The 15,270-nt window shown below is 55.2% G+C and carries 14 protein-coding genes; 4 read left to right on the plus strand and 10 right to left on the minus strand.

Annotated elements, in window-relative coordinates; all coding sequences use genetic code 11:
- Positions 1-4: 4 nt before the first annotated feature.
- The 3 genes from HP435_RS21905 to HP435_RS21915 are packed head-to-tail and all read right to left on the minus strand — an operon-like array spanning position 5 to position 3,133.
- Positions 5-889: a dihydrodipicolinate synthase family protein gene (locus tag HP435_RS21905; RefSeq protein ID WP_122965982.1), complete on the minus strand. Its 885-nt coding sequence runs from the start codon at positions 887-889 to the stop codon at positions 5-7.
- Positions 890-917: 28 nt separating this feature from the next.
- Positions 918-1,943 carry a proline racemase family protein gene (locus HP435_RS21910; protein ID WP_122965983.1) on the minus strand — a complete coding sequence of 342 codons (1,026 nt, stop codon included), beginning with the start codon at positions 1,941-1,943 and terminating at the stop codon, positions 918-920.
- Positions 1,940-3,133, minus strand: a complete 1,194-nt coding sequence (locus tag HP435_RS21915; protein ID WP_122965984.1) for an NAD(P)/FAD-dependent oxidoreductase — start codon at positions 3,131-3,133, stop codon at positions 1,940-1,942. Before HP435_RS21915 ends, HP435_RS21910 begins: the two co-directional genes overlap by 4 nt.
- A 189-nt stretch (positions 3,134-3,322) precedes the next feature.
- Between HP435_RS21915 and HP435_RS21920 the strand changes: the two genes are divergently transcribed.
- The gene (locus tag HP435_RS21920; RefSeq protein ID WP_122965985.1) at positions 3,323-5,032 is read left to right on the plus strand and encodes a sigma-54 interaction domain-containing protein; all 1,710 of its coding nucleotides are present in this window, start codon (positions 3,323-3,325) and stop codon (positions 5,030-5,032) included.
- 403 nt (positions 5,033-5,435) lie between these two features.
- Here the strand turns inward: HP435_RS21920 and HP435_RS21925 are convergent, their stop codons facing one another.
- The 7 genes from HP435_RS21925 to HP435_RS21955 all read right to left on the minus strand — a co-directional run bounded on the left by HP435_RS21925 (position 5,436) and on the right by HP435_RS21955 (position 13,064).
- A complete protein-coding gene (locus tag HP435_RS21925; RefSeq protein WP_122965986.1) occupies positions 5,436-6,152 on the minus strand; it encodes an ABC transporter ATP-binding protein in 717 nt (238 codons plus the stop codon).
- Entirely contained in the window at positions 6,149-6,919 is a 771-nt protein-coding gene (locus tag HP435_RS21930; protein ID WP_122965987.1) for an ABC transporter ATP-binding protein, read from the minus strand. Before HP435_RS21930 ends, HP435_RS21925 begins: the two co-directional genes overlap by 4 nt.
- Positions 6,885-7,889 (minus strand): branched-chain amino acid ABC transporter permease, encoded by a 1,005-nt coding sequence (locus tag HP435_RS21935; RefSeq protein WP_122965988.1) that lies wholly within the window; start codon positions 7,887-7,889, stop codon positions 6,885-6,887. Before HP435_RS21935 ends, HP435_RS21930 begins: the two co-directional genes overlap by 35 nt.
- Positions 7,890-7,892: 3 nt before the next feature.
- Positions 7,893-8,795 carry a branched-chain amino acid ABC transporter permease gene (locus HP435_RS21940; protein ID WP_173598143.1) on the minus strand — a complete coding sequence of 301 codons (903 nt, stop codon included), beginning with the start codon at positions 8,793-8,795 and terminating at the stop codon, positions 7,893-7,895.
- Between the two features lie 57 nt (positions 8,796-8,852).
- The gene (locus HP435_RS21945; protein ID WP_173598142.1) at positions 8,853-9,992 is read right to left on the minus strand and encodes a branched-chain amino acid ABC transporter substrate-binding protein; all 1,140 of its coding nucleotides are present in this window, start codon (positions 9,990-9,992) and stop codon (positions 8,853-8,855) included.
- Between the two features lie 21 nt (positions 9,993-10,013).
- The gene (locus tag HP435_RS21950; RefSeq protein WP_122965991.1) at positions 10,014-11,678 is read right to left on the minus strand and encodes a peptide ABC transporter substrate-binding protein; all 1,665 of its coding nucleotides are present in this window, start codon (positions 11,676-11,678) and stop codon (positions 10,014-10,016) included.
- Positions 11,679-11,996: 318 nt separating this feature from the next.
- On the minus strand, positions 11,997-13,064 hold the full coding sequence (locus tag HP435_RS21955; RefSeq protein ID WP_173600220.1) for a M24 family metallopeptidase: 1,068 nt from the start codon (positions 13,062-13,064) through the stop codon (positions 11,997-11,999).
- Between the two features lie 192 nt (positions 13,065-13,256).
- Here HP435_RS21955 and HP435_RS21960 point away from each other — a divergent pair, with 192 nt between their 5' ends.
- The 3 genes from HP435_RS21960 to HP435_RS21970 are packed head-to-tail and all read left to right on the plus strand — an operon-like array spanning position 13,257 to position 15,063.
- Positions 13,257-13,529 carry a (2Fe-2S)-binding protein gene (locus HP435_RS21960; RefSeq protein ID WP_063227839.1) on the plus strand — a complete coding sequence of 91 codons (273 nt, stop codon included), beginning with the start codon at positions 13,257-13,259 and terminating at the stop codon, positions 13,527-13,529.
- Positions 13,526-13,861, plus strand: coding sequence for a (2Fe-2S)-binding protein (locus HP435_RS21965; protein WP_122965993.1), 336 nt, complete (start codon positions 13,526-13,528; stop codon positions 13,859-13,861). The genes HP435_RS21960 and HP435_RS21965 overlap by 4 nt, the downstream gene beginning before the upstream one ends.
- The gene (locus tag HP435_RS21970; protein ID WP_122965994.1) at positions 13,858-15,063 is read left to right on the plus strand and encodes an NAD(P)/FAD-dependent oxidoreductase; all 1,206 of its coding nucleotides are present in this window, start codon (positions 13,858-13,860) and stop codon (positions 15,061-15,063) included. The genes HP435_RS21965 and HP435_RS21970 overlap by 4 nt, the downstream gene beginning before the upstream one ends.
- The last annotated feature ends 207 nt before the right edge of the window (positions 15,064-15,270 follow it).

A 15,270-nucleotide genomic window follows, 5' to 3' on the forward strand; every position in this document is an offset into this window, starting at 1 on the left:
CCCCTTATCGTCCGCTGGCTGCGCCGACTGCGTAGTCAAACGCCTTTTTAATCCCAGCGTAGTAGTCGTCTGCCAGCGGGAGGCGCGGTGGGCGAGTCGGACCTACAGGGAAGCCAGCCAGCTCCATCATGTACTTGATCGACTGCACGAGCTGCGGACTTGCGTCGTAATGGAACAGCGGCAGCAGTCGGCGGTACAGAGCCTGAGCCTCCGCAAGCTTGCCTGCGCGCGCGAGTCGGAACAGCTCCACGCCTTCTTTTGGCAAAGCATTCGGCACGCCGGCGATCCAGCCCGTCGCTCCGATCAAGCCGCCCTCCATCACCAAATCGTCCACGCCGACCATCACTTCCAGGTCTGTCTGGGCGAGAATGTCCTGCATGCGACGCACATCCCCGGAAAACTCTTTGACAGCTACCACGTTTTCAAACTTCGCCAGCCGCGCCAAAATATCCGGGGTCAGGTCGATCTTGTAATCGTGCGGGTTGTTGTAAGCGATAATCGGCAATCCGACCGTGTTCAGCGCTTCGTAATGCGCGAACACTTCGTTTTCCAGCGGCTTGTAGTTGATCGGCGGCAAAGCCATCACCCCGGCTGCGCCTGCGTCTTTGGAAAATTGCACCCACTCCACTGCCTGACGGGTCGACGGCGCTGCCGAGCCGACTACGACCGGAACGCGGCCTTTTGCTGCTGCAATCACCGTATGGATGACTTTGGCCCGCTCCTCGCCTGTCATCGTGGCGTATTCACCCAAGGAACCGGACGGCACCAAACCGTTGACTCCTTCCTGAATCAGCCAGTCGCACAGCTCTGTCAGCCGCTTGTAATCCACCTCGTAATCGCTAGTAAATGGCGTGACAATCGCTACGTATACCCCTTCAAATCTTCCCATCGTTCATTCTCCTCTCAACTTTTTGTATTTAATGGTCTGTGGCCGCCGGAATCAGCAAAAAGCCGTTTGCCAGCTCATCTTCAGGATTGTAAAAAATCGTGTGCTTGCCCATCAGCCAGGCGCTGCCAGCAATGGTTGTCACGACAGCGGGAAGTCCGCCTTCCTCCGCAACCGCCAGCACTTTTCCTGTAAACAGCGAGCCGACGATGCTCTCATGGACAAATGGTTCGTCCAGCCCGATCTCGCCTTTGGCAAACAGCGTAGCCAGCTTCGCGGATGTGCCTGTGCCGCACGGAGAACGGTCAATTCCACCTGGCGGCACGACGACCGTGTTTTTGACATCTGCTTCCGGCGCGCTCGGGTCCGTGTAAAACTCCACGTGCGTCAAGCCGCGGATGAACGGCTTCGCCGGATGGACGACTTCCAGGGACTGGTTGATCGCTTTGCGAATGCGCACAGCCGTGTCGACGATCACAGAGGCATTTCCCGGAGCCAGTTCGAGTCCCAGCGCCCGCGCGTCCGTAATCGCGTAAAAATTGCCACCGTAGGCGATGTCGCATGTAACCGTACCGATCCCTTCCACTGTGACGCTGACATCTTGCTTGTAGAGAAAGGCAGGAATGTTCGTAAACGACACCTGCTTCGCCTTTCCCCCCTCAACCTGGATTTCCACCTCGACCAAGCCTGCTGGCGTATCCAGTTTCAATCTCGTCAGCGGCTCGCTTACCGGAATCATTCCGGTTTCCACCAACGCTGTGCAAAGCCCGATTGTGTCATGCCCGCACATCGGCAAGTAACCGCCCGTCTCGATGTAGATCACCCCCACGTCCGCTTCCGGGTGGCACGGCTCCACCACGAGAGCGCCAGACATGACGTCATGGCCGCGCGGCTCGTACATCAGCAGGGTGCGAATCCAGTCGTACTCTTTTTGCATGTGCAGCATTTTGTCCGCCATCGTCTCCCCCTGGAGCTTCGGCAGACCGCTGATGACCGTGCGGGTCGGATTGCCGCCCGTATGCGTGTCCACAGTCGTAAACACTCTGGCTGCTTTCATGGATGCAGCACCTCTTTCTTCGTGAATCGGTCGTGGCGAAGCGGTTCGGTGGGGATGATCGTGTCCGACTGTCCCTGTAGCATTTCGGACATCAGCTTGCCTGTGACCGCCGCCAGGCTGATCCCATCCCCTTCATGTCCAGCCGCGATAAAAAAGCCGGGCACTTCCTCGACGCGCGAGATGATCGGCAAATGATCCTCCGTCCACGGGCGCAACCCGCAATACGTACGGATCATGGCAAAGTCAGCGATTTTCGGATAAAAGCGCAGCGCCCTTCTCGCCATGCAGCGCACCACGTTCAGATCGATTCGCGTGTCAAAGCCGACGAACTGGCGGCTCGATCCGATCAAAAAGTTTTGACTCTCTGTCGGCTCGAACACCAGCGCAACCCCGTATTTTTCCGTCTCGGCATCGACCTGGCGCACTCCGCCGAATTTGGAGATCAAGTAGCCAAACTCCATCACCTTGCGCATCCCGACCGGAAGCTGTCTGGACGCGACGATCAAGTGTCCTTTTCGCGGCACGACCGGAATGTCGACTCCGACCATCTGCCCGATGAAAGGCGCCCACACTCCCGCTGCATTGACCACCTGCTGCGCTGTCATCGCGCCCGTATTCAGTTCGAGCTGAAACGTTCCCGTCGCCTGATCGCGGCGCAGCGCCTTGACCTCGGTACGCCGCATGATTTTTGCCCCGTGCTTTTTCGCGCCTTCAAACAGCGCAAAGGTCAGCATGTACGGATTCACAGTAGAGTCGGTCGCGCACTCCAAACCTCCCAGCAAGTCGTCGGCAAAGTAAGGCGACTCCTGGCGAATGTCCTGGCGATCCAGCATCCGAAAAGGCAGCCCGGCTTCCTTTTGCCGTCGCACCCACTGCGCTGCTGCTTCCATTTCCGCCTCTGACTCGCAGACGAGAATGCTGCCCAAAGCCCGATATTCAAACGAATGCTCCAGCTCCCGGGTCAGCTGGTCGACGAGCATCTGGCTTTGCAAGGACATCTGGCTGTCGAAGCCGGGGTCTTTGTCGATCGCCAAAATGTTGCCGTCGCAGCGCGAGGACGTCCCTGACGCCAGCTCGCCTTTTTCCAGCACGACCACATCCAGTCCAGCCTTGGCTGTGTAGTAGGCAATCGCCGCCCCGATAATGCCGCCGCCGATTACCGCAATCTGCGCATGGGTTTGTCTTGTCATGGCTGATTCTCCTCAAAAGCTTTTCGTAAAATCGTTGCACTTGTTTATTTTTGCAAATGCCGTGCCAACCAAAAGGAGCGAACATCCGCAAAATTTTTGTCTAAATTCTTTTACAACTCAACAAGCGAATGTATAATATTCGAGAAAGTGTTTACATTTTTATACACTCTTCCAAAAGGAATGATCGGGATGAACCATAAGCTGCCTGGCATTGCCGAGCTGATCCAGACGAACATGCAGATTTACCGGGAGCAACCGCTTTCTTTGCTGCCCTCGAAAGGAACCGTACCGATTGCGTTTGCCCCGCTATCTTCCGGCTGGCACGCCTGTACGCTCGCGTCTACGGACGCCGACATTTTTGCCGACGAAAGCAAGCCGCCAGCCGCATGGGAACAGGTCGGCGTCCTGACTGTTGCTGCTCCGCTTCCTGCTGCGATCCAACTGCTCGGCACCCACAGCTATGTGCTCGTCACCGATGACCAAGGGGAACCTGTCGGATATCTCGACCGCCCGACTGTTCTCCGTGCCGTTTTTACCTCTTATGAAATTTTGGAGGCTTATTTTGAGACGATGATCCAGACGATGGACGCCTCGATCTCCGTCATCGACGAAAAAGCTCGCGTCATGGTCTGGACGGAAGGTGCGGAGCGCATTTTTTCGCTGAAGGCCAAAGACATCGTCGGGCGGCCGATCACGGACTTTTTCCCGCTCGACATGCTGGAGACGCTCAAATCGCTGCATAACGGGCAATCGCTCTACCGCCATCAGCATCAGCCGCGAGAAGACCTCGTCGTCCTCATCAATACGAAACCGATTTATTTGCACGATACAATCATCGGCGCTGTTGCCGCTGAGACCGATATTACCAGCCAGGTTCGCCTGAATCAGGAACTGTTGAAGGCGAACAAAAAAGTGAATCATTTGCAGCAGGAAATGGCGAAGCTCAGCTCCACTCCCGATCCGTTCCAGCACATCAAAGGAACCAGCCTCGCCATCCGCCAGATCAAGTCGATGATCCAAAAGCTCGGCTCGACCCAGGCGACCGTGCTGATTATCGGGGAGAGCGGCGTCGGCAAAGAGCTGTTCGCCAAGGCGGTGCACGATGTGCGCGAAGGCGCAAACGCTCCTTTTATCGCGATCAACTGCGGAGCGATCTCCCCCACCCTTTTTGAGAGCGAGCTGTTCGGCTATGAAAAGGGAGCTTTCTCCGGCGCTGATCAAAAAGGCAAAAAAGGGATGATTGAGCTGGCCCGCGGCGGAACGCTGTTTCTCGACGAAGTGGGCGAAATGCCGCTCGACATGCAAGTCAAGCTGCTCCGCGTCCTCCAGGAGAAAAAGTATTACCCTGTGGGAGGAACGAAGCAGATCGAAGCCGATTTTCGCATAGTGGCCGCCACCAACAAAAACTTGGAGGAAATGATCCGTGAAGGAAAGTTTCGCGAGGACTTGTATTATCGGCTCAATGTCGTCACCCTCGCCATCCCGCCTTTGCGGCAGCGGATCGAAGACACAGTCGAGCTGGCCCACTTTTTTCTCTACGAGTTTTCCTTGCGCTACAATCGGCCGATCCACGCCATCTCGCAAAACGTCATGCAAAATTTGCTGCAATACGACTGGCCGGGCAATATTCGCGAACTGCGCAATGCCATCGAGCGGCTGGTCGTTTTTGCTACGGACGGAACGATCCGCGAGGAAGACTTGCCGTACTCTGTGCAAAGCCAGGCCAAGCAGTTGCCCGTCGAGCTGCCGGACGACCTGTTTTCTTTGCAGGAAGAACTGGAAGCGCATGAACGGCGCGTCATCCTGCGCGCGATCGAGCTGGAAAACGGCAACAAGCAGGCCGCTGCCAAAAGACTCGGCATTTCCCGCGCGACTTTGTACAACAAGCTGAACAAATAATCCGGCGCCAAAAACGAGCCGTGCCCCACTGCAAGGGGCCGCACCGCTCTCCGCTCTCCCTGGCAACAAGCTGAACAAATAATCCAGCGCGAAAGGCGAAGCTCGCTCGCACCTCGTCTTGTGAAAATCAACCTCCCGTCTCACTTTGCCGTGTGAAACGGGAGGTTGGTTTTTGCGTTTTTGCGGCGTGGTTTGCAGCAGCGCGAATGCAAAACGGGCCTGCTTGGGCTAACGGCGCCTGCCCGCCTTTTTGCACTGAAAAAAACGGCGAAAACACCCGCGCAGCTCCCGGCAGCTTCGCCCCTCTTTGGGCGGCAACAACTCAGACAAAATGCGAATCAATTCCACGGTTGATTCCTCCTTTGTCGTTGGAGAACAGCCTTGTCCTGACTGCCTGACTGACTCACGCGCCCAGGTACGCCTTGACGATCGAATCGTCTGTGCGCAGCACGTCTGCCGTATTTTCCATCACAATGCGCCCCGTCTCCATCACATAGCCGCGATGGGCAAGCTTGAGCGCTGCCTTGGCATTTTGCTCGATCAATAAAATCGTCGTGCCTTGCCTGTTGATTTCCTTGATTATGTTCATGATCTCTTGCACAATAATCGGGGCCAGCCCCATCGACGGCTCATCCAGCATCAACAGCTTCGGTCGCGCCATCAAAGCGCGGCAGATCGCGAGCATTTGCTGCTCGCCGCCGCTCAGCGTTCCTCCCAGCTGTTGACTTCGCTCCTGCAAGCGGGGAAACAAGGCAAAAGCTTGCTCGATCCCTTCCTTGACGGCCGCCTTCTCTCGTCTCTTCGTAAATCCGCCAAGCTCCAGATTTTCGCGCACGGTCAGTCCGGCAAAGATCCGCCGCCCTTCCGGAACATGGATGACACCTGCTTCCACGATTTGATGCGGGGCGCAGCCGACCAGACTTTTGCCGGCCAAAGCAATCTCGCCGCTCGTCGGCCGGACAATCCCGGAAATCGCTTTCAGCGTGGTGCTTTTGCCCGCTCCGTTGCTGCCGAGAAGCGCGACGATCTCCCCCTGGTTCACTTGCAGGCTGATCCCTTTGAGCGCCGCGATTTTCCCGTAATGCGCCTGGAGGCTTTCAATCGTCAAAAGTGCCGTCACACTGCCTCCTCCTTCCCCAGGTACGCTTCGACCACCCGCGGGTTGTTCAGGACAGCTTCCGGAACGCCCTCCGCGATTTTTTGCCCATAATCCAGAACAACGACGTGATCCGATATTTTTTTGATCAAGCCCATGTCGTGCTCAATGATCAGGACGGTCAGCCCATACGTGTCGCGGATGCTGCGGATCAACCCGATCAACGCCTCTTTTTCCTCATAGTTCAGTCCAGCGGCAGGTTCGTCGAGAAGCAGAAGCTTCGGCTGCGTCGCCAGCGCGCGGGCAATTTCCAAATACCGCTGCGCTCCGTACGGCAAATTTTTCGCGATCCGCGCGCAATCTTGTTCCATGCCGACAAAGCGCAAGCAGTCCAGCGCCGTCTGCTCGATCAAGCGTTCCTCCTGACGCTGTGCCCGCGTATGCCACAGCGCTCCCCAGACCGCTTGCTTCGTGCGGCTGTGCATGCCTGCCTTGACATTGTCCAAAACCGTCAAGTTCGGAAACAGCCGCAAGTTTTGAAAAGTGCGCGCCAATCCAAGGCGAGTGATCTGGCTTGGCTTTTTCCCGACCAGATTTTGTCCGTCCAGCAAAATCTGCCCCGCTGTCGGTTTGTAAAAGCCCGTGATCATGTTGAAGACAGACGTTTTTCCCGCGCCATTCGGGCCGATCATGCTCGTGATCGAGCCTGCACCGATCTGGACTGTCAAGTCGTTGACAGCCACAAGGCCGCCGAATTTAAGCGTTACATTTTTCAGCGTCAACGTTGACATCGTCGTCCCCCCTTCCCGAAAGCGCTGCTTCTGTTTCCCCGCTGGCTGCTTGCCCTGCATCGTATCGGGCGGGCCACAGCCCTTGTGGACGAAACAGCATCATCGCCACCAGCGCGATCCCAAAGATCAGATAGCGCCAGTCTTCCACTGAGCGAAGCAGTTCAGGCAAGGTGATGACCAGCACAGCGCCCAGGACGACACCCGGGATGCTGCCCAAGCCTCCGAGCACGACCGCGAGCAAAATCATGATCGACTGCGTAAAGCTGAAACTGAGCGGGGCAATCGCACTCATTTTGACGGCGAACACAGAACCTGCCAAACTGCCGATGACCGCTCCGATGGAGTAAGCCAACAGCTTCATGTTGATCCGATTGATGCCCATGGCCTCGGCTGCGTCCTCATCCTCGCGAATGTACATCCACGCCCTGCCGATCCGCGACGTTCCCAGCCGCTTGACCGCGAGCACAGCCAAGATGGCAATGACGAGAATCAGATAGTAAAAATCAAGCTGTCCCGCAAGCACATAGCTCCCGATGGACGGTCGCGGAATGCCGTAAATGCCGGAAGCCGAACCTGTTATGCTCAAGTTGATCGCCAATAGACGAATGATTTCCCCGAAACCGAGTGTGACGATCGCCAAGTAATCGCTGCGCAGCCGCAGAGTCGGAGCGCCAATGATAACCCCGACGACAGCAGCAAGCGCAATCGACACGGGCAAAGTCAGCCAAAACGACCAGCCGTAAACCGTCATCAAGATTCCCGTCGTATAAGCTCCAACAGCGAAAAACGCCGCGTAGCCGAGGTCAAGCAGGCCGGCAAAGCCGACGACCACATTCAGCCCCTGAGCCAAAACGATGTAAAACAAGGCGAGTGTCGCCACATCGAGCCAGTAATTATTGGCGAGAAACGGCAGGATGGCGGCGACAAGCAGCAACAGGACGACAGGCAGCTTTTTGCGATATCCGTTCATCGGCTACATCCTCTCTGTCACTTTCTCGCCCATGATGCCCGTCGGCTTGAGCACCAGGATCAAGATCAGGAGCGAAAAGGCGACGACATCTTTCCACGATCCACCGAATACAAAAGTGCCCGCCGTCTCCATCAAGCCAAGCAAAAGCCCGCCGAGCATCGCTCCCGGAATGCTGCCGATCCCGCCAAGCACAGCGGCTGTAAACGCTTTAAGCCCGATGATAAAGCCCATCATGAAATTGACGGTTCCGTAATAAGCGCCAGCCATCGTCCCTGCCCCCGCCGCCAGTGAAGCTCCGATAAAAAAAGTAAGTCCGATGACTTTGTGCACGTTAATGCCCATCAGCTGACACGCCGTCTGATCGTGCGCGATGGCCCGCATCGCTTTTCCGTAAAGCGTCCGGTTGATGAACAGATGCAGCCCGAGCATCAGCAATGCCGAGATGAGCACAAGCCCGATCTGGGTATACGTGATCGTAGCCCCGAACAGGTTGATTCCGGCGTGCGACAGTTGCAACGGATACACCTGATACTGTGCGCCCCAGGCGATCATCGCGCCATTTTCCAGAAAAAGGGATACGCCAATTGCGGTAATCAGGATCGACAGTCTGGGAGCAAGGAGCAGCGGACGGTAAGCAATCCGCTCAATCCCCATCCCGGCAATGCCGACAATCACCATCGTCAACAGCAGTACGACGAGTATCCCGAACAGCCCCATGCCGGAATCGCCGCCGCCAATCATGCTGAGCAAGCTGTAGCCGACGAATGCGCCGAGCATGTACAAGTCGCCATGAGCAAAATTGAGCAGCTTGATGATGCCAAAAACCATCGTGTAGCCGAGAGCGATCAAACCGTAAAACGCGCCGATGACCAAACCGTCTGCCAGCGTTTGGACCAGAATCTCCATGCCACCACCATCCCTTTGCCTGAATGACCTCTTCCTTGCTCTCTTGCTCTGGCGGTCCTATTTCGCCAATGTGAATTTGCCGCCTGTCACTTTGAGCACAGCAAAGTTGGAAGTATCGAGCGTGTTTTGCGCGTTGAAAGAGATCGTTTGACCGAGAGCTTGGAAGTCTTTCGTTTCCTTGAGCGCCTTCTTGATCGCATCGCGCTCTGTCGAATTGGCCCGTTTCAAGGCATCTGCCAGCAAATTGACCGCGTTGTAGCTGAGCGCAGAGAACGGCCCAGGAGCAAGGTTGTTGTACGTTTGCTTGTATTCGGTGGTGAAGGCTTCTGCGCCCTCGATAAATTCAGCAGTCGGCGTAGCGGTAATCAACAGTCCCTCTGCGTTGTCCGCTCCGGCGATTTTGATGACGTCCTCGCTGAACGATCCGTCGCCTACGAGGAACAGGCCCGGTACTGCTTTTTGCTTGAACTGTTTGACCAACAGCCCGCCAGCCGCATAGTAGCCGGTAAAATAGGTGGCGTCTGGCTGCAAACCTTTCAGCTTGGTGACGAGCGCGCTGAAATCTTTTTCTTCGGGATTGATCGCTTCATAGGCGATGACGGTGCCGCCGCTCTTTTCCACGGCAGCTTTGGCGAAGTCGGCGAGGTCTTTGGCATAAGCGGAGTTGTCGTGAATGAGAGCGACTTTTTTGGCCTGGTTGGCTGCCATGTAATCTGCTGCGGTTTGGGCTTGGTCTGGGGTTAGGCCATTGATCAAAAACAGGGTGTCATAACCTTGGGCTGGCAATTTTGCCGAGTTGGCTGCCGGGACGATCATCGGGATATTCGCATTTTTGAACACACCGGAAGAAGGAAGCGTAGCACCGGAACAGTAGCCGCCTACGACTGCGACTACATTTTGCGAGACGAGCTTGTTCGCTGCGGTCGTTGCCATTTGCGGATCGCATCCGTCATCCGCAACTTCGATTTTCAGCTTTTTTCCAAGCACGCCGCCGCTGTCATTCACTTTTTTCACAGCCATTTCGATGGCGTTTTGCATGTCTTTCCCATCTGTTGCGTTGTTTCCCGTCACTGGCAAAAGCACGCCGACCAGGATTTCATTGGCGTCCGCTGCACCTTGGCCCTGGTTCGCACATCCCGCAACGGCGAGCGACAGACTAAGCAACGCTGCAACCACTACACTGCCCCATTTTTTCATAGACCTTCCCCCATTCACTTGTTATTCGATCGACGTCCATTTCCAGTCGATTGCGCCCAATCCGTCCTGGAAGACTCCTTTTACCTTGTCGTTTTTCACCCATGTATGCGTGTAAAAGTAGATCGGCATGATCGGCATTTCATCCATCATGATTTGCTCGGCTTCCCGCAAAATCGCCTTGCGTTTGTCCGGATCACCCTCTGTCGCAGACTGGTTCAGCAATTCCTTGAATTTCGGATTTTCCCAGCGCGTGTCGTTGTTTCCGCCGTCCTTTTCCTTGAACAGCTCCAGGAAGTTGATCGGATCGTTGAAATCGCCGGACCAGCCAAGGCGCCCTACTTGATAGTTTCCTTCGTGCATCGTTTCCAGGTAGACTTTCCACTCCTGGTTTTCCAGCTTCACTTCCACACCGAGATTTTTGCGCCATTGATCCTGAATGGCCTCGGCGATTTTTTTGTGACCTTCGGACGTGTTGTAAACGAGTGTTACAGGTGGGAGCTTGGACAGGCCCTGTTCTTTCATGCCCTCTTCCAGCAGCTTTTTCGCTGTCTCCAGATCGTTGTCTTTGAAGTATCCATCCGGGTTGAGGGCCATCGTTGGCGGAACGGCCCCCATGGCTGGCTGCTGGTTGGCCTGGAGTACGTTGTCGATGAGAATTTGGCGGTTGATCGCATAGGCGAACGCTTTGCGGATTTTCACGTTATGAAAAGGAGGTTGCTCTGTATTGAACTTGTACCAGTATGTCGCTCCGACTGGTTTTACTTGCAGCTTGCCGCTGTCTTTCAAGGCTGGCATGGCATCGGTCGGCAAAGAGCTAAGCGGAGCGCCTGCCCAGTCAATTTCGCCGTTTTCAAACATAGACAGCTCCGTATTCTCGTCCTCTACCATGGAAAACTCGATTTTGTCGAGCTTGACGCTGTCTTTGTCCCAATAGTTCTCGTTTTTGACCATGACCATCTTGCTCTTGTGCTCCCATGTTTCCATCTTGAACGGGCCGTTTCCGACATGCGTCTTGGCATCGCCTGCCCAAGTTGCCGATGATTCAATCACTTTTTTATTTACCGGGAAATAAGTTTGGAAGGCGGTCAGCTCCAGGAAAAACGGCGTCGGATTGGCAAGCTCCACTTGCAATGTCTTGTCATCAAGCGCTTTGACCCCGACTTCGTCCAAGCTGCCATTGCCTTTGTTCGCTTTTTCCGCGTTTTTGATGTAGTACAGCTGATAGGCGTAATTCGAAGCGGTCTTAGGGTCGAGGGCACGTTTCCAGGCGTAGACGAAGTCATGGGCGGTTACGGGATCGCCGTTGCTCCATTTCGAGTCGCGCAGCTTGAATGTATACGTTTTCAAATCAGGAGATACTTCGATTTTTTCTGCTACTGCCTCCTCTGGCTTTCCGGAAGGCCCGATGCGGGTCAGCCCGTCAAAGAGCGCCTTCACGATTGCGGCTGATGTCGTATCCTCAGCCAGTCCCGGATCGCCTGTCGGCGGCTCGGAGTGCAAATTCCAGCGCAAGACTTGCGCCTCTTTCGGCTTTTCCGCTGGTGCAGGCTGCGCATTGCCTTGTGCTTGTCCAGATTGTGCTGGCTGGCTCGTCGGCTGGGCCGCTTGCTGCCCTCCCCCGCAACCTGCGAGTGCTACCCCCAGTACCGCGATACTGCTGACTAATGCAAACATGCTTTTTTTCACGCGATCAACCCCTCTTCTTATGAACTGTTGCAAATTTTGCAAAATACTGAAAATGCAACATGTGTGCCAAATGGAAATATGCGGGGATTTTTGACACACGGGTGAATAGTGTATAAACATTTGTACACATGGACAGATGCGCTGTTTCATTTGTTAGACACTGTTTTCTGGAATATGGCTTGGAGCAGATTTGCATAGGAAAAGACCCTCGACTTTTCGCTACAGTCGAGGGTCCTGGCTTTTGGCTTTTGGCTTTTTGCTTTTGGCTTTTGGCTTTTGGCTTTTGGCTTTTGGCTTTTGGCTTTTGGCTTTTGGCTTTTACAAAATAATGAGTTCGCGCGGGGAATGCGTCAATACATCGTTGCCTGTATCGGTGACAACAAGGTCATCCTCGATTCGGACTCCGCCAAGCCCCGGAATATAAATACCTGGCTCGACAGTCAAAACCATGCCCGCCGCAAGAATCGCTTCGCAACGTGTCGACATGAACGGCTCCTCATGAATGTCCAGCCCTACGCCATGGCCCATGCCGTGACCAAACCGTTCGCCGTATCCGTGTTGCGCGATGTAGTCGCGAGCGAGCGCATCTGCCGCTTTTCCAGACAGCTCGGGGCGAATCCCCGCTACCGCACGATTTCGCGCTTCGAGAACGATGCCGTATATTTCTTGAAGCTGTTCATGCGGCTGTCCGACGGCAACTGTACGGGTAATGTCGGAGCGATAGCCTTGGTACAGAGCGCCAAAGTCCATGGTCACCATATCGCCGCTCTCGATCTTTTTGTCGCTCGCCACCCCGTGCGGCAGAGCAGAGCGATGACCGGAGGCGATAATGATGTCAAAAGCAGAGCCTGACGCTCCTTGTTTGCGCATGAACATTTCCAGCTCATTAGACACATCCAGCTCTGTAATGCCTGGGCGCAAGAACGTCAAGATGTGAGCAAAAGCCGCATCCGCTATCTGTGCGGCTGTCTTGATCTTGTCCAGCTCGTCTGCGCTCTTGATCATGCGCAGCCCCTCGACTACGCCAGCAACCGGCAGCAAACGTGCTTGAATCGCATCCGCATACTTTTGATGCAAAGCATACGTCACGTTTTCTGATTCAAAACCGAGGGTCTGGATGCCCATTTCCTCTGCCTGGCGAGCGACTTCGCTGTAAACGGATTCTTTTGTCGGCAAAAATACAATCTCAAAATCGACAGCCTGGGCTTTGGCCTGCTCCGTATAACGGAAGTCAGTGAACAGCTTTGCCTCGTTCCGCGATACAAGCACCACTCCGTATGTACCTGTAAACCCGGTCAAATAGCGGCGGTTTTGCCCGTTTGTAACGAGCATTCCATCCATTCCCAAAGCATCGAATTGTGTGCGCAGACGTGTCAATTTGTCCATGTGGTCATCCCTCTTCGCTTCTGTGATTTTCGTTCTTTTTCTATAAGCTCTATAAGCAATCCTCGTGCCAAGCTTCCTTGCCCATTTGCGCTTTCTGCGGGGGTTTGTCTGTTGTTTTTATTGTAACACTCGCTGCTTCTGGCACGACACTTGCATTTTGCTATCTGACAACAACGAAGGGAGGCTTTTTGCATGGACGCACAGCAGGTGATCATTTGTCGCTGCGAGGAAGTATCTCTGGAAGAGCTGCTGAGCACTGCCCGCGAGTACCAGTGCACCGCTCGCGAATTGAAGCTGCGGACCAGAGCTGGCATGGGCTGCTGCGGTGGCAGAACGTGCCGGATTTTGATCGAGCAAATCGTTGAACAAGCAACAGGCCAAGTGCCTACGCATACAGTTTCGCTTGGATATCAGCCGCCTGTACGGCCCATTTCGTTTCAAACGCTTGGAGGAAAAAGCTCATGAGTCAACGCATCTTCCATCATCCTGTGCTTGGTTCTATGGAAGAAAGAACCGCTCTCCAGTTTCAGTTCAACGGCGCTGTTTATACCGCTTACGAAGGGGAAACCATTGCCGGCGCGCTTTTGGCTGCTGGCGTGCGCACGCTTCGGGTTCATGAAGAAACAGGGGCTCCGCGGGGCATTTACTGTAACATTGGCCATTGCTACGAATGCCGTGTGCATGTGGACGGCATCCCGACTGTGCGAGCGTGTATGACTCTTGTTACAGAAGGAATGTGCGTAACAGCAGGCTCCGTTCTGCCGACTCCGCTGAAAAAAGGAGGGCACGCAAAATGAACGATGTTCTGGTCATCGGAGCTGGCCCTGCTGGCTTATCTGCTGCCATTGCCGCCGCCCGGCAAGGATTGTCTGTGAAAATCGTCGATGAGTTTTATCGGCCGGGCGGCAGACTGCTCGGACAGTTGCACGAAGAACCGGACGGGGTATGGTGGAACGGCTTGGCTGAAGCCGCCCGCCTGGATCAGGAAGCCAGAGCACTTGGGGTCAACATCTCCTGTGGTGTTTCGGTGTACGATATTGCCCGCTGCGACGACCGCTGGCGGATTTCCACGACAGAAGGCGAGTGGGAGTCTTCGCTGCTGCTGATTGCTACCGGGGCGTCCGAAGCTGCGGTTCCCGTTCCCGGCTGGACATTGCCCGGTGTGATGTCGATTGGAGCCGCACAAGTTATGACAAATGTGCAGCGTGTTCGCGTAGGCAAAAAAGGCGTGGTGATCGGCGTCAATATTTTGTCTGTCGCGATTGCCAGAGAGTTGCAGCTGGCTGGCGTGCATGTCGAGCAGTTGATTTTGCCTCCCCTGTCTGAGGTGAGCGGAAAGGCAGGACGGCCCCATGAAATTATGCGCTCGTTGCTGCGGGTCGCCCATCTCGCCCCCTCGCCTGTCATTCGCCTCGGAAGCAAGCTGATGGGCAGCGCGTGGATGCAGCGGTTGGCGGTTGCTTTTTTTCCGTCCAAAGGTGTGCGCATGTGGGATATGCCGATCCATTTGCGCACAGCCGCATTGGAGATCGTCGGAACTTCACAGGTGGAGGGAGTCAGGACTGCCCGCGTCACGCCGGAAGGATTGCCGATTCCCGGGACAGAACAACTCATTCCGGCTGACTTTGTTTGCATTGCGGGCGGGTTGAGTCCACTCGCAGAGCTGGCGGCCATTGCCGGATGTCCTTTTGCCTATGTTCCCGCCCTCGGAGGACACGTCCCTTTGCACGATGAATACATGAAAACGCCTTTGCCGGGACTGTACGTTGCAGGCAATATTACGGGAATCGAAAGCGCCAGGGTTGCGATGAGCCAAGGGACGGTCGCGGGTCTGAGCATGGCGCAAGCATCCGGATTGCTTGCAGATGATTCATTACTGTCGCAAGCGCAGCTCCAGGTCAAACGCGTGCGGCAAAACGCAACGATCCAGTTTCACCCCGATATTGCGGCTGGGCGAGAGCTTGTCGGGCAAATGGCCGCTGCGTGGACAGCCAGATAAGGGGCTTTTTAGGTAGAGAGGCATGTCTGGGGCTTCCTGATAAGCGGGCTTTTCAGGCAGATTGACCGTTGCGGCGGTATCCCGATAGTGACTTTTCAGATAGAGGGACACTGTCTGGGGCTTCCTGATAAGCGGGCTTTTCAGGCAGATTGACCGTTACGGCGGTATCCCGATAGTGACTTTTCAGATAGAGGGACACTGTCTGGG

This window comes from Brevibacillus sp. HD3.3A (assembly GCF_013284375.2).
GTDB lineage: Bacteria > Bacillota > Bacilli > Brevibacillales > Brevibacillaceae > Brevibacillus > Brevibacillus parabrevis.